The 22,208-nt window shown below is 35.7% G+C and carries 18 protein-coding genes; 12 read left to right on the top strand and 6 right to left on the bottom strand.

The genetic code is table 11. The annotated features are described in order from the left end of the window. Positions 1-149: 149 nt before the first annotated feature. Positions 150-1,385, bottom strand: coding sequence for an MFS transporter (locus OGZ34_RS17190; RefSeq protein WP_263361051.1), 1,236 nt, complete (start codon positions 1,383-1,385; stop codon positions 150-152). A 43-nt stretch (positions 1,386-1,428) separates the two neighbouring features. Further along, a complete protein-coding gene (locus OGZ34_RS17185) occupies positions 1,429-2,094 on the bottom strand; it encodes a FadR/GntR family transcriptional regulator (protein WP_173965189.1) in 666 nt (221 codons plus the stop codon). 294 nt (positions 2,095-2,388) lie between these two features. On the opposite strand from OGZ34_RS17185, the gene OGZ34_RS17180 reads away from it, so the two are divergent. Beyond that, positions 2,389-3,615: a PQQ-dependent sugar dehydrogenase gene (locus OGZ34_RS17180; protein WP_263361050.1), complete on the top strand. Its 1,227-nt coding sequence runs from the start codon at positions 2,389-2,391 to the stop codon at positions 3,613-3,615. Between the two features lie 181 nt (positions 3,616-3,796). Here the strand turns inward: OGZ34_RS17180 and OGZ34_RS17175 are convergent, their stop codons facing one another. Further along, positions 3,797-4,177, bottom strand: coding sequence for a winged helix-turn-helix transcriptional regulator (locus tag OGZ34_RS17175; RefSeq protein WP_263361049.1), 381 nt, complete (start codon positions 4,175-4,177; stop codon positions 3,797-3,799). Between the two features lie 92 nt (positions 4,178-4,269). On the opposite strand from OGZ34_RS17175, the gene OGZ34_RS17170 reads away from it, so the two are divergent. The 5 genes from OGZ34_RS17170 to metQ all read left to right on the top strand — a co-directional run bounded on the left by OGZ34_RS17170 (position 4,270) and on the right by metQ (position 8,747). Beyond that, entirely contained in the window at positions 4,270-5,268 is a 999-nt protein-coding gene (locus tag OGZ34_RS17170; protein ID WP_263361048.1) for an NADP-dependent oxidoreductase, read from the top strand. After that, positions 5,265-5,747, top strand: a complete 483-nt coding sequence (locus OGZ34_RS17165; protein WP_263361047.1) for a cupin domain-containing protein — start codon at positions 5,265-5,267, stop codon at positions 5,745-5,747. The genes OGZ34_RS17170 and OGZ34_RS17165 overlap by 4 nt, the downstream gene beginning before the upstream one ends. Positions 5,748-6,137: 390 nt before the next feature. Beyond that, on the top strand, positions 6,138-7,169 hold the full coding sequence (gene metN / locus OGZ34_RS17160) for a methionine ABC transporter ATP-binding protein MetN (protein WP_263361046.1): 1,032 nt from the start codon (positions 6,138-6,140) through the stop codon (positions 7,167-7,169). Next, positions 7,162-7,815 (top strand): methionine ABC transporter permease MetI, encoded by a 654-nt coding sequence (gene metI, locus OGZ34_RS17155; RefSeq protein ID WP_263361045.1) that lies wholly within the window; start codon positions 7,162-7,164, stop codon positions 7,813-7,815. Before metN ends, metI begins: the two co-directional genes overlap by 8 nt. A 113-nt stretch (positions 7,816-7,928) precedes the next feature. Continuing rightward, the gene (metQ, locus tag OGZ34_RS17150) at positions 7,929-8,747 is read left to right on the top strand and encodes a methionine ABC transporter substrate-binding lipoprotein MetQ (RefSeq protein WP_263361044.1); all 819 of its coding nucleotides are present in this window, start codon (positions 7,929-7,931) and stop codon (positions 8,745-8,747) included. A gap of 315 nt (positions 8,748-9,062) precedes the next feature. Here metQ and OGZ34_RS17145 read toward each other — a convergent pair whose 3' ends face one another. Next, entirely contained in the window at positions 9,063-10,091 is a 1,029-nt protein-coding gene (locus OGZ34_RS17145) for an alpha/beta hydrolase (RefSeq protein WP_173965197.1), read from the bottom strand. A 718-nt stretch (positions 10,092-10,809) separates the two neighbouring features. On the opposite strand from OGZ34_RS17145, the gene OGZ34_RS17140 reads away from it, so the two are divergent. Further along, on the top strand, positions 10,810-12,096 hold the full coding sequence (locus OGZ34_RS17140; protein WP_263361043.1) for a sensor histidine kinase: 1,287 nt from the start codon (positions 10,810-10,812) through the stop codon (positions 12,094-12,096). 12 nt (positions 12,097-12,108) lie between these two features. Continuing rightward, entirely contained in the window at positions 12,109-12,540 is a 432-nt protein-coding gene (locus OGZ34_RS17135; protein ID WP_263361042.1) for a response regulator, read from the top strand. 139 nt (positions 12,541-12,679) lie between these two features. Here the strand turns inward: OGZ34_RS17135 and OGZ34_RS17130 are convergent, their stop codons facing one another. Both OGZ34_RS17130 and OGZ34_RS17125 read right to left on the bottom strand, forming a co-directional pair. After that, positions 12,680-14,014: a sensor histidine kinase gene (locus OGZ34_RS17130; RefSeq protein ID WP_263361041.1), complete on the bottom strand. Its 1,335-nt coding sequence runs from the start codon at positions 14,012-14,014 to the stop codon at positions 12,680-12,682. A gap of 1 nt (position 14,015) precedes the next feature. Next, positions 14,016-15,365: a sigma-54-dependent transcriptional regulator gene (locus OGZ34_RS17125; RefSeq protein ID WP_173965201.1), complete on the bottom strand. Its 1,350-nt coding sequence runs from the start codon at positions 15,363-15,365 to the stop codon at positions 14,016-14,018. Positions 15,366-15,645: 280 nt separating this feature from the next. Here OGZ34_RS17125 and OGZ34_RS17120 point away from each other — a divergent pair, with 280 nt between their 5' ends. The 4 genes from OGZ34_RS17120 (at position 15,646) to OGZ34_RS17105 (ending at position 22,123) form a co-directional block, all read left to right on the top strand. Further along, positions 15,646-16,359, top strand: coding sequence for an ABC transporter ATP-binding protein (locus OGZ34_RS17120; RefSeq protein ID WP_173965202.1), 714 nt, complete (start codon positions 15,646-15,648; stop codon positions 16,357-16,359). Between the two features lie 3 nt (positions 16,360-16,362). Continuing rightward, a complete protein-coding gene (locus OGZ34_RS17115) occupies positions 16,363-18,786 on the top strand; it encodes an ABC transporter permease (protein WP_263361040.1) in 2,424 nt (807 codons plus the stop codon). A 1-nt stretch (position 18,787) separates the two neighbouring features. Beyond that, positions 18,788-21,199 carry an ABC transporter permease gene (locus OGZ34_RS17110; protein WP_263361039.1) on the top strand — a complete coding sequence of 804 codons (2,412 nt, stop codon included), beginning with the start codon at positions 18,788-18,790 and terminating at the stop codon, positions 21,197-21,199. Positions 21,200-21,343: 144 nt separating this feature from the next. Beyond that, entirely contained in the window at positions 21,344-22,123 is a 780-nt protein-coding gene (locus tag OGZ34_RS17105; protein ID WP_173965205.1) for a polysaccharide deacetylase family protein, read from the top strand. The last annotated feature ends 85 nt before the right edge of the window (positions 22,124-22,208 follow it).

Below are 22,208 nucleotides of genomic sequence, written 5' to 3'. Positions count from 1 at the left end.
AAAATTAATATTAGTAAATCAATGTATTTGCTGAAGAAACTCCAATTTTAATCTTTTTTTAAGGATTAAAATATTCAGAAAGTAAAAAACACAGTTTACAGTCTCAATTTGGAGTTTACATTTTACAGTTTAGCGGTTTTGTTAAGAGCCTACTGTTTTCTTTTTTTTCCTTCGATGTTGGGTAGTAAACTGGTCAAAACTCCTATCAGGGGTAGGAAAGCGCAAATTTTAAACACATATTCAATGCTTGTAGTATCGGCTAATTTTCCCAATACAGCAGAACCTAATCCACCCATACCAAAAGCCAGTCCAAAGAATAGCCCGGCAATTAAACCTACTTTACCCGGAACAAGTTCTGTTGCGTAAACCAGAATGGCTGAGAATGCGGATGATATAATTAAACCAATAATTACGGATAATATTCCGGTCCAGAAAAGTGAAACATAAGGTAATAAAAGGGTAAAGGGAGCAACACCTAAAATAGAAATCCAGATAATGTATTTTCGTCCAAAACGGTCGCCTAATGCTCCTCCAAATAATGTTCCTGCAGCTACTGCACCAAGAAATGCAAAAAGATAAATTTGTGATTCCTGAACAGACAAATGGAATTTGTCAATCAGATAAAACGTGTAATAACTGGTCATACTGGCCATATAAAAGTATTTTGAAAAAATCAATACCAGTAAAATTCCTAATGAGAATATGACTTTTTGTTTGGAAAGCGAATGGTGTCTTTCTTCTAAAACAGCCGATTTGTTTAGTGCTTTAAGATTTAAATGCTCCTGATACCATTTGGCAACACCTGATAGAATTACAATACCTACGATGGCGGCTAAACAGAACCATATAATATTAAATTGTCCATAAGGAACCACAATTATAGCTGCCAACAAAGGTCCAATTGCACTTCCTGCATTTCCTCCAAGCTGAAAAATCGATTGGGCAAGACCTTTTTTTCCGCCAGAAGCCAAATGGGCAACGCGTGAAGATTCGGGATGAAATATGGACGATCCGATGCCAATTAAACTTACAGCAAGTAAAATATTAACAAAGCTCGAAGCTACGGCTACTGCTGCCAGACCCACAAGAGTAAAACCCATACCGATAGCCAATGAATACGGACGCGGTTTTTTGTCGGTATAAAAACCAATAAAAGGCTGCAGTATGGAGGCAGTTAGCTGATAGGTCAGGGTAATAAGTCCAACTTCGGTAAAAGTCAGACTAAATTTAGTTTTTAGAATAGGGTAAACCGCAGGAATAACAGCCTGAAGCATATCGTTGATAAAATGCGTAAAACTGATGGTAAATAAAATAGAGAAAACGGTTTGCTGGGCCAATTGCTTCGATCCGGCTAGTGTATTGGTAAAAGTAGTGTCTGTTTTCATAAGTAATAATAGATCAGATCATCTGATGATTATGGGTAAAAAATTAGTAATTGATATGTCCGATAATTTTTGCAACAGTATTCCAGGCTTTTTTGGGATCCTGTGCAATAATATTTTCTAAAAGTTGATGGTGAACGGCCGAAGTTTCCTGAAATATTTTGGTGTCAGTATAAAGATGTAAAAAACCTTTTTTAAGGTGTACGGATGCTGATTTGTATAAGTCGGCAAGGATTTCATTTTTCGAAGCTTTGGCAATGGCAATATGAAATTGTATGTCGGCTTCTACACATTCTTCTAAATTGCCTTGTTTGGCAGCAATCAATCTGTTGTGTAAATGTTCTTGCATGGCTGTGATATCCTCATTCGTTCTGTTAATGGCAGCTTTCTCAGCAATTTTCATTTCCAGTATTTGTCTCACTTCATCGAGATCCTGAACATTGGCACGCATGATACGCTGATCCATTGGTTCACGATTACTGGTAAGCTGTTCTACAAAAGTACCTACACCTTGCTGAATGCGCAAGAAACCGGAATTAGCCAGTATCTTCATGGCTTCACGTATAGACGAACGGCCTACACCAAAACTTTTCATCAACTCAGCCTCAATGGGTAATTTTTCATTAATTTTATAATGACCCAAGGTAATTTGTTGCTGTATTTTTGACGCAACTTCTTCTGCAAGCGATTTTTTTTGGATAAGAGTTTTCATGTATGTATCACATCATCTGATGATTGCAAAAATAAAAGAATAATTGTAGAATCAACCATTATTAAGTCTTTTTTATGATTTAGTTGTTAAGCTGACGACAGGAAATTAGGGCGGTTTCACGGGTTGTTGATTGTTTTTCAGTTTGTTATGTTTAGATGTAGTTTGAATTTATTTTGAAAGCTTTAACAATATAATTGTATAACTTTTCGGGTGAATTATGTAAAGTTTCTTGATTTGAATTGTAGATATTTGATACAATTACCCCCAAACCTTTTTTAATTAAATCTATTTCTTATGAAAAATACAAAATCTATTGCGGTTCTTTCGGGACTTTTGTTCACTTTTCTGAGCTGTTCAAATGACAAAGAAGTTGTAACCGATCCGGGCACTATTACAAATCCTGTAGAGGGCAATCCTGCCAATACGACCTATAAACCTGCTTTTTCGGGACAAACCCGAACGAATGGGGTACAAACGAACACGGCTTATGAAGCAAAAGTGATCACGAGTGCTCTTACCAGTCCGTGGGGAGTTACAAGTCTTCCGGATGGTCGTTTGCTGATTACCCAAAAGACGGGTGCGATGCGCATTGTTACAACTGCCGGGGTAGTGAGTGATCCTATTACAGGTATCCCTGCTGTTAATGCCGGAGGACAGGGAGGTTTGTTGGGGTTGTGTCTGGATCCTGAATTTGCTTCCAATCGAATGATTTATTGGGTTTTTGCTGAAGCAACAGGAGGAGGGAACAATACCGCAGTTGCCAAAGGAAAATTATCGGCCAATGAAAAAACTATAGAAGGAGCAACGGTCATTTACAGAGCAAAACCCGCCAATGCAAGTACTCTTCATTATGGAGGACGTATTTTATTTGATAAAACCGGTAATCTCGTGGTTAGTACCGGGGAACGTTCGGTTTTGGAAACACGACCTTTGGCACAATCTGTTACCTCAGGTCTTGGTAAGGTGGTTAGAATTACAAAGGAAGGACAGCCGGCATCCGGAAACCCTGTTTTTAGTCAGGCCGGAGCACTAGCTGAGTTGTTTACCTATGGGCACAGAAATCCACAGGGACTGGCACTTCACCCGATTAGTGGGGAAATCTGGCTGTCTGAACATGGGCCACGTGGGGGTGACGAAATCAATCGATTAAAGGCTGGAGCAAATTACGGATGGCCTACCATTACATACGGAATTGAATATGGAGGAGATAAAATAGGAGCCGGAATTCAGCAGCAGGAGGGTATGGAACAGCCGGTTTATTATTGGGATCCCGTAGTTTCGCCAAGTGGTATGACATTTTACACGGGTAATCGGGTTCCTGAGTGGCAGAATAATCTTTTTATTGGGGCTTTAAGCGGAATGCATATTGTTCGTCTTGCCATAGACAATAATAAGGTTGTGGGTGAAGAAAGACTATTGGTGTCAGAAAATCAACGATTCAGAGATATTACCCAAGGAAGCGATGGTGCTTTGTATGCAGTTACAGATGGCGGTAAGTTGTATAAAATTGATAAAAAATAAACTTTAGTTGGAATTGGAATAAGCAAGTGGTGTCTTGTGTGACATGATTTCGCAATTCTGCTTCATAAAATATAATTAGCACATAGAAACATAGGTACAGAATCTATATTTCTATGTGCTCTTTTTGAAACGTCCATAAAACAAATTGCTAATACTGAGTATATAAGGTATTGGGTTGGTTTTATTTACTGATGGTTTCAATTATCTTTTCACGGTGATTTAACCCCCATTGTACCAAAGTTTCAGTAACAGGAAGTACAGATTTTCCGTATTCAGTAATAGCATATACCACCATAATTGGTTGGGTTTTCTGTTCTGTTCTTGAAATAAGCAAATTAGTTTCGAGCTCTTTTAGCTCCTTGCTTAACATTTTAGCCGATATACCTTCGATTTCGCGCTGCATTTTTTTAAAATGAATAATTTGATGTGTTCGATTGGTTAAAAAACGTAAAATCATCAGTTTCCATTTTCCACCCAGCACATCAAGACTATCGCGCATTGCCATTAATTCTTCGGAGCAATTAGCTTCCCGAAGTATCCCGTTATCCTTGATTTTTACCATAGTAGTTTCTCTTAAGTAACCGGTTACCCCGGGTTAACTAGTAGCAAAAATAAATCATTTCTGTACTAATTTCGTAAGATAAAAGTATAAATATGAAAGCAATTGTTTTACATCAAAATGGGGAATTTCGGCTTGAGGAATTCATTACTCCACAGCCGTCCGAAAATCAGGTTCAGGTAAAAATTGCCGCTGCCGGTTTTAATCCGATTGATTATCAAATGACCGAAAATGCGATGGAGCGTAAATTATTGCATTCGCCAGTATTAGGGAGGGAATTTTCGGGAGTCGTTACGTCTATCGGAAAAAATGCCCGGGATTTTAAAATTGGGGATGCCGTTTTTTGTGGTTCCGGCAGTATGGGGTCAAATGGTACTTATGCAGAATTTATTTGTGTTCCCGCGGAAATTCTGGTGCATTTGCCAAAGCATGTTTCGTTTGAACAAGCGGCTGCAATTCCTTCTGCAGGACTTACTGCGCTACAATGTTTGAATCGTATGAAAGTGCAAACTACAGATTTTATATTCATAGCCGGAGCAGCAGGTGGAGTAGGAGCAATGTTAGTAAAATTACTTTTGGCAAATGGCTATCAAAATCTGATTGTTACGGCTGGAAATGAAAATAGTATTGAAGCATTAGTGGCAATTGGTTTGACTAAAAAACAAATCATTAATTATAAAGAAGAAAATGTTTACGAGGCTGCTTTGTTATTCAATGACAATCGAAAGTTTGATTTTGTAGTTGATTTAGTTGGTAATGACGTTGCTGTTACAGCAGCCTTATTGCTAAAAACAAATGGTGTTTATGCAGATGTGACGAATTTTTTGACTTTGGAATCGCGTGAAGTGCTTTTTAATAAGGGGGCAACCGTTCTCAATATTTCAAATTATGCCTACGGTCTTGAAAAGAGATATACTTATTATAAAAATGGACTGGAGCAGTTGGCTTCTCTGTTGGAAGAGCAATTAATTGCACCGCCAAATATTGAAGTAATAGGTAATTTAGAAGTTTCAACAGTTTTGAAAGCACACGCTGTACTTCGCGAAAACAGAACGAATGGGAAGAAATTAATCATGCAAATAAACCCAATATGAAAACAATTCCGAGAAGGATCGTTACAGGAATACAAAATGGAAAATCGATAATTGAAAAGGATGCTCTTGTCACTAATGTTTCAGAGCATTTTCCGGGTCTTATCATATCGGATATCTGGTCAACGGATTGTATGCCTGTTCTATTAAATGAGGAGAAGGTTATTGAGAATACCGCTTTTCCTCATACGCCGGAAAATGGAAGTTATTTTCGTTATGTTCAGATTCCGCCGGATGCTTCGCTTGGTATTGTGGCCCACAAGGGTGAGCCACATCCGTTGATGCATCAAACGGATACGCTGGATTATATCGTTATTCTTTCTGGAGAAATTTATCTGATTGTTGACGAAGGAGAAACGTTATTGCAAGCCGGTGATATTGTGGTACAAAGAGGTACGAATCATGCCTGGAGCAATCGATCGGAGCTGCCTTGTATTCAGTTGGCCGTTTTATTGGATGCCGGAGCTTATAAAAAGCCCTGATTAAAATTTGTTTCTCGGAAAGGTCTTTTTGAAAATTAAAGCCCTAGCCCGGATAGTAGCGGTATCCTTTGCCTGCTTTCTTTAAGCGGGCAAAGATATAAGCGGATAGCCGGAAATTGCTCCTGATTCCGAATATTAGTCTATTATTTTGATAGGTTAATAAAAGTTTTACGTGTTTTTGTCTTAAAATTAAAAATAACTCATTAAATTTGCCGCAACAATGAGAAAAAAGGACCAGAATATGAACTATGATAACCGCAACATGATGATGTGTTGTAATGTGGTTATGAGGTTAATTGATCTGGCTTATGTATAAAATGATATTATTTATTTGAGAAGCCTTTCATGATTATTTGAGAGGCTTTTTTGTTTTTAAACTTGAATTACGGAATGATTGAATTAAAAAATGTCACTAAGAATTTCCATCAGAAAGACCGGGTAGTTTCGGCTTTGTCAGGTGTTTCGCTTAGGGTTCCTCCAGGGAAGATTTTTGGAGTAATAGGAACTTCGGGAGCGGGAAAAAGTACCTTAATTCGATGTGTGAATTTATTAGAGAGACCCACTTCGGGAGAAATTATTGTAGACGGAAAATCACTGATGTTATTGTCAAACGCTCAGCTGGCAATTGAAAGAAGACAGATTGGAATGATTTTTCAGCATTTCAATTTACTTTCATCGCGTACGGTTTTTGAAAATGTGGCTTTTCCGCTGGAACTTGTGGGGGCTTCAAAATCAGAAATCAAAAGTCGCGTTTTAGAACTACTGGAATTGGTAGGTTTAAAAGAAAAGGCAAACGATTATCCGGTCAGTCTTTCGGGTGGTCAAAAACAAAGGGTTGCCATTGCGAGAACGCTGGCCAATAATCCTAAAGTACTTTTATGTGATGAGGCTACAAGCGCACTGGACCCTGCAACTACAAGATCGATCTTGAATCTATTGAAAGACATTAACCGTCGTCTGAATATTACGGTTTTACTTATTACACATCAAATGGAAGTCGTAAAATCGATCTGTGATGAAGTTGCGGTAATCAGCCATGGAAAATTAATAGAGCAGGGAAGTGTTGGGGAAATTTTTGCAGATCCGAAACATGAACTGACGAAAGAATTTATAGCTTCATCATTACATCTTGATGTTCCGCAAGTCTATCAGGAAAGACTGCAAAAGGAAGATGGTGAGGGATTGAATCCGTTACTTAGACTTGAAATGACGGGTAAATCGGTTAATGAACCTGTTATTTCTGAGGTTTCGCGTTTATTTGATACGAATTTTAAGATCGTCAGTGCGCAAATGGATCAGGCTGGAGAAGTTAATTTTGGCGTGATGCTGATTGAATTGTCGGGTAAACGTGAAAATTACGATGCCGCGATCCAGTATTTTATTTCAAAACATATTAAAACAGAAATCATAGGTTATGTCTGAATCCATTATTGAATTATTATTGAAAGGTACTTGGGAAACGATAGTGATGACCTTTGTATCAGGTTTTTTCGGTTTTCTACTTGGATTACCAACAGGTGTTTTACTTTTTCTGACCCGAAAAAATCAAATTTTAGAACAGCCGGTTTTGAATCGGTTTTTATCGGTTTTGGTGAATGTTTTTCGTTCGATTCCGTTTATCATCTTAATTGTATGGATGATTCCGTTTACCCGTGCGCTGGTAGGAACTTCTATTGGTGTAAGTGCAGCATTGGTCCCGTTAAGTATTGGGGCAGCCCCTTTTATCGCCAGATTGGTAGAGAATAGCCTTTTGGGACTTCCTTCAGGATTAATCGAGGCAGCAAGGGCATTGGGCGCAACACCTTTGCAAATCGTATTTAAAGTATTGCTTCCGGAAGCTCTGCCTTCTTTAATTAATGCCGCATCGATCACTTTAATTACACTTGTAGGCTATTCTGCCATGGGTGGAGCGGTTGGAGCAGGTGGTTTAGGACAGGTAGGTTATCAGTACGGTTATATTGGTTACGATGCTGTTACGATGAACTCGGTATTGGCTTTATTGGTGGTTCTGGTATTCGTGATTCAGTTTGCAGGTGATGCATTGTCTAAAAGATTTGATCATAGATAACTTTAATTGAGAGTAAAGAAGAGAGAGTAAAGAAGAGAGAGTAAAGAAGAAAGAGTAAAGAGTAAAGAAGAAAGAACATAGAAAAAAGAGTTAAAATTATAAAAAGTAGAAGGATGAATAATAAACTAAATTTTTTAAAAATAGCGGGAATTGTGGCACTGTCAATTGTGGTTTCCAATTGTGGAAAAAGTAAAACTAACGATCCGCACCATATTAAAGTAGGTGTCGCTGCCGGGCCGGAATATGCTGTGGCACAAGCTGCCCAAAAAGTAGCCAAAGACAAATACGGTCTTGAAGTCGAATTGGTTTCTTTTAACGATTATGTGATTCCAAACGAAGCTTTAAGTCAGGGAGATATTGATGTGAATGCTTTTCAGCATAAACCTTATTTGGACGAGCAATCAAAGCAACGCGGATACAAGCTGGCGATTATTGCGAAGACGTTTATTTACCCAATTGCGGCTTATTCTAAAAAGATCAAAAGCCTTTCGGAATTGAAAAACGAAAGTACTATCATTATTCCAAATGACCCGACAAATGGAGGTCGTTCTTTGTTGCTTTTGGAGAAAAACGGATTGTTAAAACTTCGTCCAAATGTTGGTTTATTGCCTAAAGTGACAGATATTACAGCGAATCCAAAGAATCTTAAAATATTGGAATTGGAAGCGCCACAATTGCCACGTGCTTTAGACGATCAGAATGTAGCGATTGCCATTATCAATAATACTTTTGCTTCGCAGGCAGGATTGGTTCCGGCTCGTGATGCTTTGTTTGTAGAAGACAAAGATTCGCCTTACGTAAACTTAATCGTAAGTCGTGATGATAACAAAAAAGAAGAAAAAATAAAACAATTTGTCCAAGCTTTTCAATCTGCTGAAGTAGAAAAGGCTGCTGTTCGTGAATTTAAAGGCGGAGCAGTAAAAGGCTGGTAATTAATTTTAAGAGATATAAAAGAGACTATCGAAAGACTCTTTTTTAAGCCCGATGAAGAGTTAAAGTTTGTAATGTATTAGATGTGTTGATGGTTAATATTTCCACTAATATTTACAGATAATCGGAGATACACAGTATTGTAAAATAAAAAAACAACCTTCGGGTTGTTTTTTTATTTTACAGTATCTTAAATCGAAAAAATGGGGTCAAACCAAACTAGGTGTTAAGATGTGTTGATGACATTCGAAAAATGATAAAGTATGGAAAGACAAAGTTTGGAAATCAATGAGATACTTGTTAAAGCGTAGAAGTTATTATTGAGTTAAAAAGTCTTTAATTGTTTTTATATATAATTCTGGTTGTTCTGCAAAAATCTGATGTCCTGCATTTGGAATTAATTTGAACTTACTATTACTAAACAAGTCAAGATACTCTTTGGTGTAGCCCCAATCAATATTATCGTATTGTCCTTTCATTACCAAAACAGGAATTTTGTTGTTTTTCAGTTTTATTCTCGGGTCTTTTAAACTACCATAGCTTACGCTTGTGTTTAAATTGCAATAACTACCAGCACCTCCTTCTTCTTTCAATACATTAGCTGGGTCACAAACAAGACCTTTCGTAAAAACATTAGCCATACTCGTCAGAAAACCATCAGCTTCTTTATCAGTAGCCAGCTTTGTTCCAAAAAATCTTGCCCAAATTCCTATAGAAACATACCTTGGATTAAGCACGATTGGAAGTACTTTTGAATTTGCATTGTATGGTTCTTTTAAATTCAGGCTGTCGGGTGCTTTAATTTTTTCTAACGCTTCATTAGCAGGTTTAATCGCACCAGGACAAGTAAAAACAATTCTGTCTATTTTGTTCAAATTGTCAGCGGAGTATAATGCAGCTAATGCTCCACCCCAAGATTGTCCAACAAGAATTACTTTTTCGGTACCTAATAATTTGATAATTTCTTCAAGGTCTTTTATATGTCGTAGAGCAGTGTATTCTTTAACTTTTTCAAGTCTTTCCGAAAGTCCACAACCTACCTGGTCATATAAATAGACATCATAGCCCGATTCAGAAAGTTTTCCTAATGTTTCTATATTTTTGGTATATACGTATCCCCCAGGACCACCGTGCAGGTAAATAATTGGATAGGGTTTTTTCACCCCTTTGCCCGCAATGTGTGTATATGCAATTTTTGAACCTGTAGGTAAATTCCAGTATTGAGTAGTTGTACGAGGTTTAATGTAAGGTACATCCAACGTTGTAGAAATACAACCTTTAACGATGAATATTGCCAGGCAAACTAGAACTGCCCATTTTGTAATTTTTAGTATAATTCTTTTCATCGTAATGCTTTTTACATTTGTTGTTAACGTTTCCTGGCGTTGCAGAGACGGGGATTTTTGTTCCTAATTAGTTTGTTCTATAGCGAGGCCAAATATACAAAAAGACCTTTCCATTTTACATGGACCTCTAATTTCTTAAAATTCCCAGCTGGCACAGGTATTCAATGGATAATGTTTTTAGATTTGGTGTTTTGATTTTTTTTGAAAATTCATAATAATGGAAAAAAAAGATGCAGTATAAAGAGCTTGTTAGTATAATACAATAGGGGGGATATACATAATTTCAAATATATTATAACAGATAAAATCCTACTTTGTAGTTTTTTTAGTAATTTAGCTAATTCGTATACTTAGTGCTTTTTGTCAATATCATTAATATATGGAGTAGTGGATTGAATTTCTTTTAGGAGAATAAGAAAGGAAGTAACTGATTAATTCTAAGCAAAATGTTGAAAAGTGAAGGATAGAATTAAAATATTACCTTCTGAACAGCCTACTACTTCGCTCGTGTACTATTTTTTCGCTTTTTAGCATATAATAAATGAGTGCAATTATAGATCACCAAAGTTTCCCGCCTGCAAACTATTATTCATTTACCGGAGTGAAGCACTAATATTAGGTACTGAAATAAAAACAAACCGCTTTTCTTGTCCTTTTTTAATCCAAATTGCTTTTACTTTAAAAGAATATAGCAATGCATTACCAAATTGAAAAAAGTATGAAAGAGAAAATAGAAAATCTAGAACAATCTAAGAATATTCAGGAATTTCTTTTGGCAATAAAAAGAAAATCGGATAATTTAATTAATTACTTTCTGATCTTTTTTTTTATTACGGGTTTATTATTGGCCTTTTATTATGATACTTGGGAAATTGCCATTGGAGTTGGAGGAATATTACTCATTGCCTACTATTCTTCAAAATTAGCGTTGCCTGAATCTGACTTTTATCAGTACGTTCTCAGTAGTGTATTGGGAATTTTCATGTGCCAGTATATTTATCAAATGCACGGTATGTTTGAGATGCATTTTACTGCATTTGTGGCAAGTGCTATACTTATTACTTATCAAAACTGGAAACTGCAAATACCTCTAGCATTAGTAGTAATAATTCATCATGCACTATTTGGCTATTTGCAATATATTGGTGTCAGCGGCATTTATTTTACGCAGTTGGATTATATGACACTGCGAACTTTTGTTATTCATATATTGTTGGCTACAACTATTTTTGGTCTTTGTGGATTGTGGGCATATCAATTTAAAAAATATAGTGAAGCTCATATTAATCAGACATTTAAAAAACGGGAAATTGAAAATCAAGAACTAAAAACAGCAAATTACGAGCTTGACCGATTTGTTTATAGTACATCTCATGATTTACGTGCTCCCTTGAATTCTATGCTTGGCCTTATTGAAATAGCCAAGGACGATACTTCTGAAAAATTAATGATTGGACATCTTGAAATGTTAAAGGAAAATGCCGAAAAATTAGATAACTTCATTTGCGACATCCTTGATTACTCAAGAAACTCACGTATGGAAATTGACAAACAAAATATCAATTTTAAAGAGCTTCTTAACGAGGTAACTCAAAATTTAAAATTCATGGGAGATACTAGTAGGAGAGTCGATTTTGAAGTTGATATTGTTGGCAATGCTACTGTGTACTCAGATAAAAATCGTCTTACTACTATTCTAAATAATCTTATTTCAAATTCTATCCGCTATCAAAATTTTCAGGTTCCAAATCCATTTGTTAACATCAAAATTGATATTTCTACTATTGAAACAAATATCATTGTTAAAGATAATGGCATTGGAATTCATGAAGATTTGCATCCAAAAATATTTGACATGTTTTATCGTGTTTCCCGAGAATCGGTTGGTTCAGGATTAGGACTTTATATTGTAAAAGAAGCAATCTATAAACTCAATGGAGATATAAAAGTTCAATCTAAAATTGGTCATGGAACCACTTTTACTATTAAAATTCCAAACAAGTAAACAACTTAACCTATGGAACAGAAAGCAACACAACCCTCCTTTAAAAAAATCCTTGTAATAGACGATAGTGCTACAGATCGTTATATTGCAAAGCGAATGGCTGAAAAGTATTACTTTGCTGAGGAAATTGTTTTACAAGAGTTAGCCACTACGGCACTTCAATATTTACTTTCGTTAGAAGGTACACCTCATTTGCTTCCGCAATTCATTTTTCTCGATATCAATATGCCTGAAATGAATGGTTTTGAGTTTCTTGAGGAATATGCAAAGTTTTCTGAATCAATCAAGTTAAATTGTATCATAATGATGATTACTTCTTCAACACATCCTGGGGATCTTAAACGAGCAGAAAGTAACCCCCTAGTAATAGGTTTTCTCAATAAACCACTAAGTAAAGAGAAATTTGAAAGTATAAAAGATGAATTTCTATTAAAAAAGCATTAAGAATAAGTAGATAAAAATTAAATTTTATTCTGTTAATTAGGAACGGTATGAATTGTGGCAAGAAAATTTATCCAATAAGAGGGATGTTTGTCAACTATTTGGAAAAAAATGATTTCATTTTTGCTTCTAAAGAAGTCATTTACTGCTCAAGCAAACAAATTTCAAAAGTAGTTTTGCCATTTTCATTTCGGTGTGTGATGTAGCCACCGTGTGCCTCAATGATACTTTTGGATAACGTTAAACCAATTCCGGCACCTTCAATTCGGGTGGTGAAAAAAGGGAGAAAGACTTTGTGTTCGATCTCTTTTTCGATTCCATTTCCGGTATCGGTAATTTTAATGAAGGTTCTGTTTTCTTTAACTTCCGCCGAAATCAATACTATCTTTTCTGTGGCATCTTTTAAGGCGTAAATACAGTTCGTCAAAAGATTAATAAAAACCTGTTCAACTTGCTGGGAATCGATCGTAATCCAGTATTTGGACGTAATGGTGTTGACAACTTCAATGGTTGCCTCCCTAAACAGGGGAGCCATAATTTGAAGGCAATTGTGCATCAGAAATTGCAAGTCGGTTTTCTCTTTTTTTGGACTTGGCAGCATGGCCAGTTTTCTATACCCTTCGACAAATTTTTGTAAATGATCACTTCGTCTCAGCATGGTTTTAACACTAATCTTGACATCTTCCAAATCTTCAGCCGACATAGTATCCTGATCCACCAGATCTTGTAAATTCTGACAGATAGAGCGAATTGGCGTGATCGAATTTAAGAGTTCATGCGAAATCACTTTCATTAAATTCACCCAGGCATCTTTCTCTTTTTTCTCAACGACATTCTGAATCGAATCGAGTAAAACGATAAAATATTCTTTCCCGAAAATTTCTGTTCGGGAAGCTTGCAAAACAAATGTCTGTATGTTTTGCTCTTTTACACGAATTTCTAAAGAGGTCTTGATTTCCTGAAAATCATCTGCTTCAATAATTTCGCATAACGAGGGCAATTGATCTTTAAGGTATTTCCATTTGGAAACTTTTGGAACATTGAAATGGGAAGAGAAATAATTGTTCATTAAAAAAATGTCCCATTCTTTTTCTTCCTTTTGCAGAATGACAATTCCGGTTTCAATGTTATTTAGTATGGAACGATAGACAATGTCTTTGGAAATCTGTTCGTTTTGTTTGTTTTTAAGTGTATCGTATAAGAGAAATAATTCGTGGTAGTTTTTATTGTATTTATGCTGCGAAAAGTCTGATCCGAAATCATTTTGTAATATAGAAGAGATTGTTCTGTTATAGAGCAAAACAAAATTCCGAACATAAAAGTACATTTCGCGGACGAGTAGAAAGACAACAAAAAGGCCAAATATTCCTGTAAAGAGTAATTCTTTCTTAAAAAAGTACAAGGAGATTTCGATCATCGCAACAATCAGTATCAGTCTTAAAAAAAGCAATTTATAGGTTTGGAATGTTTTAAACATATTAGGTAATATTGATGTTGTATTTTTCTAAACGACGGTACAAAGCCCCTCTTGACAAGCCTAATTCTTCGGCTGTTTTACTGATGTTATTATTGTTTTTGAGAAGGGCTTTTTCGACCGCAGCTTTTTCGACAGAAGAAAGCTGAATATCGTCAGGGTTTTCGTCGTACGGGGTTATGATCTCTAAATCTAAATCGGACGTAGTTATTTTATTGTTTTCACACAAAATGACAGCACGTTCAATTTTATTTTCCATTTCTCTGATATTTCCATTCCACGCGTGTTTTTCAATTTGTTCGAGTACTTTTTTATCAAACTGAATCATACTTCGGTCGTATTTTACAATCATCTTATCGAGCAGGTAATTTGCCAGTGGAATTTTATCTTCGTTGCGTTCTCGTAAAGGGGGCAGGACAATTTCCATTGTATTGATACGATAATACAAATCTTCTCTAAAGTTTTTATCGGCAACTTCCAGTTTCAGATTGAGATTGGTTGCTGTGATGATGCGGACATTTAAGGGGCGTGCTTTGGTTTCTCCAAGCCTTGTCACCGTTTTGGTTTGAATAACCTGCAGTAATTTGGACTGTAAATGTAAAGGTACATTTCCAATTTCATCTAAAAATATAGTCCCGTTTTGTGCCATTTCAAAACGTCCGGGTGTATCTGTTTTGGCATCAGTAAAAGCACCTTTGGCATAACCAAACAGTTCGCTTTCGAAAATATTAGAGTTTAAGGCTCCCAAATCTACCGCTATAAAAGGATTGTTTTTCCTTTCGGACTGTCTGAATATATGATGCGCTAAAACAAATTTACCGGTTCCGTTTTCGCCTAATATCAGAACGTTGGCGTCGGTTTTCGCTACTTTGTCAGCTAGGGAATAGGCCTTTTTGATAATTTCGGAAGTACCAATAAAAAAATCATTTTCGATTTCGATATTCCTGGTTTTTTTTTGCTCCTTTCGGGATTTGTCAACAGCCTGTTTGACAGATTCAAGCAGTTTTTTATTTTCCCATGGTTTTAAGATATAATCAAAAGCACCTGATTTTAAGCCTTCAACAGCAGTTTCGACTTTGCCAAAAGCGGTCATTAAAATCACAACGGTTTTTGGCGAAAGCGTTTTAATTTCCTTCAATAAATACAAACCTTCTTTTCCGTCTTCAAAACCTATTCTGTAATTCATATCAAGTAAGACTACATCAATGCTGTTTTTTGCCAATAATTCGACAATTTTTTTCGGATTATTGAGCGTATAAATGTCTTCAAAATACTTTTTAAGGAACACTTTCGACGCAAAAAGGATGTCTTCCTGATCGTCTATGATTAATATTGCAGCATTTGTCTTTTTCATTTTTGTTCGGTTTTGGACGAAAGCTGTCCATTATTGGACACTTTTGAATTCTTTTAAATAATAAAAAATTTAAAATTAGGCAGTTACAAATTTTAAGTTTTTGGCATGAAAATCACATTACCATTAACAAATCATCAAATAGTAGAATCATTATTGCTGGTAAATGTAACAAAAATAGATATTTATAGATTATGTTATCTATTATCTTAATTTAGGATCTGTTTTTTACTTCGGCAATAAAATTCTCAGAGAGAAAAACAAACATCAAAAACAAATTATTATGATCAGGATTAAAGAGCTTTCAAAAATTTTCAGAACCGAAGAAGTAGAGACAAAAGCTTTAAGCGAAATTTCATTAACCATTAACGAAGGCGATTTTGTGTCGATCATGGGACCATCCGGAAGCGGAAAATCAACTTTGTTGAACATCATCGGATTACTGGACAGCGCTTCGGGTGGAAGTTATGAATTGTTAGGACAGGAAATGATTGGGGTGAAAGAGAAATTTAAATCGAAAGCCAGAAAAGAAAATATTGGATTCATTTTTCAGAATTTTAATTTAATTGATGAATTATCGGTTTTTGATAATATCGAATTGCCGCTCATTTACAATAATGTTCCTTCATCAGAAAGAAAGAAAAAAGTGCAGGAAATTGCCACTATATTAGGCATTGCACATCGTTTGAAACATTATCCGCAACAACTTTCGGGAGGACAGCAGCAGCGTGTGGCTGTTGCAAGAGCGCTAATTAATGACCCGAAAATTATTCTTGCCGATGAACCTACAGGAAATCTGGACAGTAAAAATGGTAACGAAGTAATGGAGTTATTGACAGATCTTCATGCCGGCGGTGCCACAATTTTGATGGTGACACATTCGGATTATGATGCTTCGTTTTCGCAAAAAACAATTGTTATGAAAGACGGAATGATTCTTTCTGAGAAAATGAATCATAGAAATGTAGATGTTTTAGTAAACAATTCAATCAACTAAATCATGCTAAAGAACTGGATCAACATATTTATTTACCACATCAAAAACAACAAGCTTTTTACAGCTTTAAATGTTTTGGGCTTGAGTATTGGAATTGCAGGATTAATTTTTGCCATTTTGTACTGGAACGATGAGCAATCCTACGATCAGTGGAACCCTAATAAAGACAAGATTTTTTTAGTAACCAATAAAATGAATGCTACGACATATTGGTCCTCAAGTTCGGCATCTGTAGGATCAGCGCTAAAAGCTACAAGTCCTGAAGTCGAATCTTTTTGTTATTTGAGCGGAGGTTATGATAATGATATTCTTTATTTTAAGGGCAAAAAAGCACAATCTGACAAGATTACCATTGCCCAAAGAAACTTCTTTGATTATTTCCCATATGAGTTTACTGAGGGCAGTCGAAAGGGAGCTTTACCGGATGTAAACAGTATTTGTTTATCGCAGGATTTAGCGTTTAAGCTTTTTGGAAATGAAACTGCTGTAGGTAAAGAAGTCGTTTTACAGAAGAAAGTTTTGACAGTGCGAGGCGTTTACAAGTTGGATAAAAAATCAGCCTATAATCCTTCTTGTGTTGTTAATTTTATGGACCAGCGAATTAATGCAAACATTCAGTTTTGGGGAAATTTTCAGTATGTTTTATTACTGAAACTGAAAGATCAGGGGAATCAAAAACAGGTAGCAAAAAGTCTCCAAAAAATATATTTTGAAAACCTGACAGTCCGATTTGCAAAAGAGAAGGGAATTACTCCTGAGGAACTTATTCGCAAGTATGGTGAAGTAAAACCAAGTTTAGAGTCTCTGGCCTCAGTTCGTCTGCATACCAAAACCGGAGGTATGACAGAATCGAAAGGGAATTTCCAATTTTTACTTATTATGGTGGGGTTATCGGTTTTAATCCTTCTGTTATCGATTGTAAATTATGTTAATTCAGCTACAGCAAATGCGGTGAAGAGAGCGAAGGAAGTTGGAGTTCGAAAAATTATAGGAGCTTCAAAATATGGTATAATTCAACAGTTTGTTTTTGAAACGGCTCTCATTTCGTTGTTTGCCATTTTGGTATCATTGGTTATCGTCGAAATTTCGCTACCGTATTATAATGCCTTTTTAGAAAAATCACTGGTATTACAAAGTAGTCAGTTTTATCTGCAACTTGTGGCTATATTTTTTATAACGGTTGTATTGGCCGGTATACTTCCGGCAGTTTACGTTTCAAATTTTGAGCCTTTAAAAGTGTTGAAAGGAAACTTTGGTCGAAGTAAAAACGGTATTTGGCTCCGTAACGGTATGTTGATTTTTCAATTTAGTGTGGCCGCTTTCTTTATTGTAGGATCTTATATTGTTTACCAGCAAATAGAACATATGAACTCTAAAGAGTTAGGTTTTAATGGAAAACAAGTTCTGAACATTTCTTATAAGAACATTTATGGAGAAAAAATCAGCAATAAAGAGCGATTGGACCGCTACAATAGCATAAGGAATCAATTGCTTCATATCAAAGGGGTTAAAGAAGTTTCGGGTGGCGGTTTTGTCTTGGGATATGGGCCAAAATCGACTATAACTTATCAATATAAAGATAAAAGTGTAGACGGAGAAAATATACCAATAGACTTTGGATTATTGGAAATGTTGAAAATTAAAATAGTTAAAGGGCGCTATTTAGATCCCAAATTTGCTCAGGATACCGTCAGTTCAATGTTGATTAATGAGACTGCACTCAAGTTATTGAACGAAAAAGATCCGATAGGGAAAAAGGTAAACTGGAATGGTCAGGATGCAATTATTGTGGGAGTTGTAAAAGATTTTAATCTGATGGATCCGGGTCAGGCTATTCCTCCGATGTCCTTTTTTCATTTTAAAACAGTACCTTGGTTTTCAGAACTTTTGAATAATATTTATATCACCGCCGACCCAAAAACGATGCAGCAAACGCTGACGGATATCGAAAGTATGTGGACTAAAAAAGTAGATACTGAATACCCGTTTTCCTATGATTTTGTCGATAAAGGGTACAAAAGATCGTATAGTAATTACGTGAGGCAGAAAAACCTATTTTCTTTATTGAATGTCATTGTAATTGTCATTGCGCTTTTTGGTTTGTTTGCACTGGCTTCCTATTCAATTGAACGCCGTATGAAAGAAATCGCGATTCGAAAAACGCTGGGTGCTGAAACTAATGTTTTGCTAAAAGAACTTTGTAAACAGTACGTAGTTTTCAGTGTCATTGGGTTTTTAATAGCGCTGGCTCCGGCTTATTATTTACTCAACAAATGGTTAGAGAATTTTTCGTACCGAATTGCAATTTCGATTTATCCCTTTGTAATTGGATTTACTGCTTTATTGGCATTGACGTTAGTAGTGGTACTTACAAGAGCATATCAGGCAACCAAGATAGATGTTTTGAAATACTTAAAATACGAGTAACATGCTAAAAAACTGGACCAACCTATTTATTTATCAGATCAAAAACAATAAGTTTTTTACAGCTTTGAATGTTTTGGGTTTAAGTATTGGAATTGCAGGATTGATTTTTGCCACTCTGTATTGGAATGATGAACACTCTTATGACGAGTGGAATCCTGAAAAAGATAAAATTTACGCGGTATTGAACAATATAGGAGGGGGCAATGTTTGGGCTGTAAATTCACCTATTCCGGGACCTCTTTTAAAAAGAATGGGCCCGACTTTAGAGAGTTATTGTTATTTCACAAACAATTATGCCCGAGAAACGATACAGTATAATGGCAAAATTGAAGTAATAGATAAAATTTTCTCAGGGCAGGGGAATTTCTTTTCTTTTTTCCCTTTTGAGTTTATTCACGGTAGCGGAAAAAGTGCACTTCATGACCGCAACAGTATTGCTTTTTCTGAAGAGACGGCTTCGCGCTTGTTTAAGGATGAAAATCCAATCGGAAGACAGGTTAAGTATGCCGACAAAATTTTTATTGTCCGGGGCGTATACCGATTGTCTAAAAAATCTTCGATAATGCCCAATGTAGTGACAACGATAATTGAAAACGAAATAGAGAAAAACAGAGAAAGCTGGGGACTGCGCTATGGATTGATATTGAAGTTAAAAAAGCAAAGTGATACGACAGCGGTACTCAAAAACCTGAATACAATCTATATCGAAAAGAAAGTTAAAAAACAGGCAAAAGCTGAAGGAATCACTTATGAAAGTTATTTGAAGAAGTATGGAGAGGTAGAAAAAGCCAAGTTGCTTCCGTTTTCGGGAGCGAGATTGTATCAGGGAAATTCCCCTTTTCCGGAAGGAATCGCCAATCTGCGGTTTTTAAAAATTTTAATGGGATTATCAATCCTTATTTTGCTGTTGTCAATTGTAAATTATGTTAACCTTGCCACTGCTAATGCTGTAAAACGGGCTAAAGAAGTTGGAGTAAGAAAAATAGTTGGTGCCACAAAATGGCAAATTATTACTCAGTTTGTTTTTGAAACAACACTAATTACGCTTTTGTCGCTTTTGTTGGCATTAGTGATTGTTGAACTTTCATTACCTTTTTACAATTCACTTTTGCACAAAGATCTGATTCTTGAAGGTTCTCAGTTTTATTTACAGCTAATTTTCATTTTTATAATCGTCATTGTAGTTTCGGGAGTTTTACCTGCGATATATGTCTCTAACTTTGAGCCATTGAAGGTTTTAAAAGGGAATTTTTCCCGCAGTAAAAATGGAATCTGGCTTAGAAACGGTATGTTGGTTTTACAATTTGCTATAGCCACATTTTTTATCATTGGTTCATTTATTGTATACCAGCAGGTTAATTATATGGCTGATAAAGATTTAGGCTTTAAAGGTGCTCAGGTGATGGATATTTCTTTTAAACCTAAGAAAGGAAGGAATCAATTTGAAAGATACAAAACGATACAACAGGAACTTTTAAAAATAAAAGGTGTCCAGGCGGTTTCGGCGGGAGTATTTTCTATAGGTAATGATGTTAATTCATGGTCTGGCATGCACTACAAAGCAAATAAAGATGTGATAACACAGCAAATGGCAATTGATTTTGGGATGATGAATGTTTTGGGGATCCGGATAGTTAAAGGCAGAGATTTAAATAACAAAATTGCATCAGACAGTAGTAGTAATGTTTTGTTGAATGAAGCTGCCGCCAAAACATTATTAGAAAAAGATCCTATTAACAAAGAAATTATCTGGGAAGATAGAAAAATGAAAATTGTTGGTGTGGTAAAAGACTTCAATTATTTTGGACTCGAAAACAGTATTTCGCCCATGATCTTCATGCACATCAAAGCTTTTGACTGGATGGAAAAAGATTTGCTTAATATCTCGGTTAAAATTGCACCACAAGACATGCCCGAAACAATATCGGCTATAAATAAATTCTGGATAACAAAAGTAGATGGAGAATATCCTTTTGAATACAATTTTGTTGACAGAAGCTTTGCCCGAACCTATAAGGTATACGAAAGCCAAAGCCAACTGTTTTCACTCTTAAACGGAGTTGTGATTCTTATCGCTGTTTTTGGATTATTTGCTTTAGCTTCCTTTTCAATGGAAAGAAAAGTACGGGAAATTGCGATCAGAAAAACACTGGGAGCAGACACGACTGTCTTACTCCGTGAATTATCCAAACAATACGTGGTGTTTTGTATGATTGGTTTTGCTATCGGAATAATTCCTGCCTATCTTTTATTGCGAAAGTGGTTGGAGGATTTTGCTTTCCGGATCGAGATTCCCTTACTTCCTTTTATACTTGCTTTTGTATTGCTGCTGTTTTTAACCTTGTCAATTGTGTTGGCAAAAGCTTATCAGGTAACCAAAATAGATGTTTTAAAGTATTTGAAATATGAATAAAGCGTAGAATTAAAGCCTTCAAAGTGAGAATATTTTGAAGGCTTTTTAATTGCAGAAAAATTGGAAAAAAGAATTATCTTTGAAATAATGCGATTCTATTTGCAAAAAAAAGTTTGCTTCAATCTTTAATATCCGGGATAATTTATGAACATGTTTTTCCTTAAATCAGCATTGTTTTTTTCTTGCCTAGCCTTATTTTCTTGTGAAGGTAAAAGGCAAAATCCGAATGCCAAAGCGTATAAAGCAGGTGTAATTTTATCTTTTGATGATGCCTATGTAGACGAATGGTCCGAAGCCGATCAGGCTTTGAGAAAATATTCCTGGAAAGCTACTTTTAATGTTTGCCGTATTGATTCGATTGGGAAACCGCAAATCGAAAAACTTCTTGAAATGCAAAAATACGGACATGAAATAGCCGGACATGGCTACCATCACTATAATGCCGTTAAATTTGTCAATAAAAATGGAATGGATGCCTATATCGATCAGGAAATTACCCCTATGATTGCTTCTATGAAAAGGCTTTCTTTTAAAATGACCACGTTTGCTTATCCATACGGATTAAGATCTGATGCATTGGACAAAGCGTTATCTCCCAAATTTAAAATTATAAGAGGAAGAGCCTTTGGAGGAGAACTTCCGGAAAAACAGGACAGCTATTTTAACAATTCTAAAATTGTGTTTGCCTTCGATATAGACAACAGCCACATCCATTTTAGTATTCCGTATCTTCTGGAATTGTTAGACTATGCAAAAAAGCACAATAAAATCCTGATTTTATGCGGTCATAAACCCGTGAGAAATGTTACCGAAAACTATCAGACCAAAATAGAAACACTGGAGTTCATCTGCAGATACATGAAGTTAAACGACCTAAAATTCTATACATTATCAGATTTAGACGGTTTGCTTGAAAAAAAATAGCTTCATTATCTGAGGATAAACTACCATTTTTAACGATACTCAGAATCGTAATTAATAGTTTTGGATTTTTAAGTAAAAGCATGTT

This window comes from Flavobacterium collinsii, assembly GCF_946903285.1.
Lineage (GTDB): Bacteria > Bacteroidota > Bacteroidia > Flavobacteriales > Flavobacteriaceae > Flavobacterium > Flavobacterium collinsii.
The sequence above is the reverse complement of the archived record's forward strand: the minus strand, read 5'-3'. Positions and strand labels throughout refer to the sequence as shown.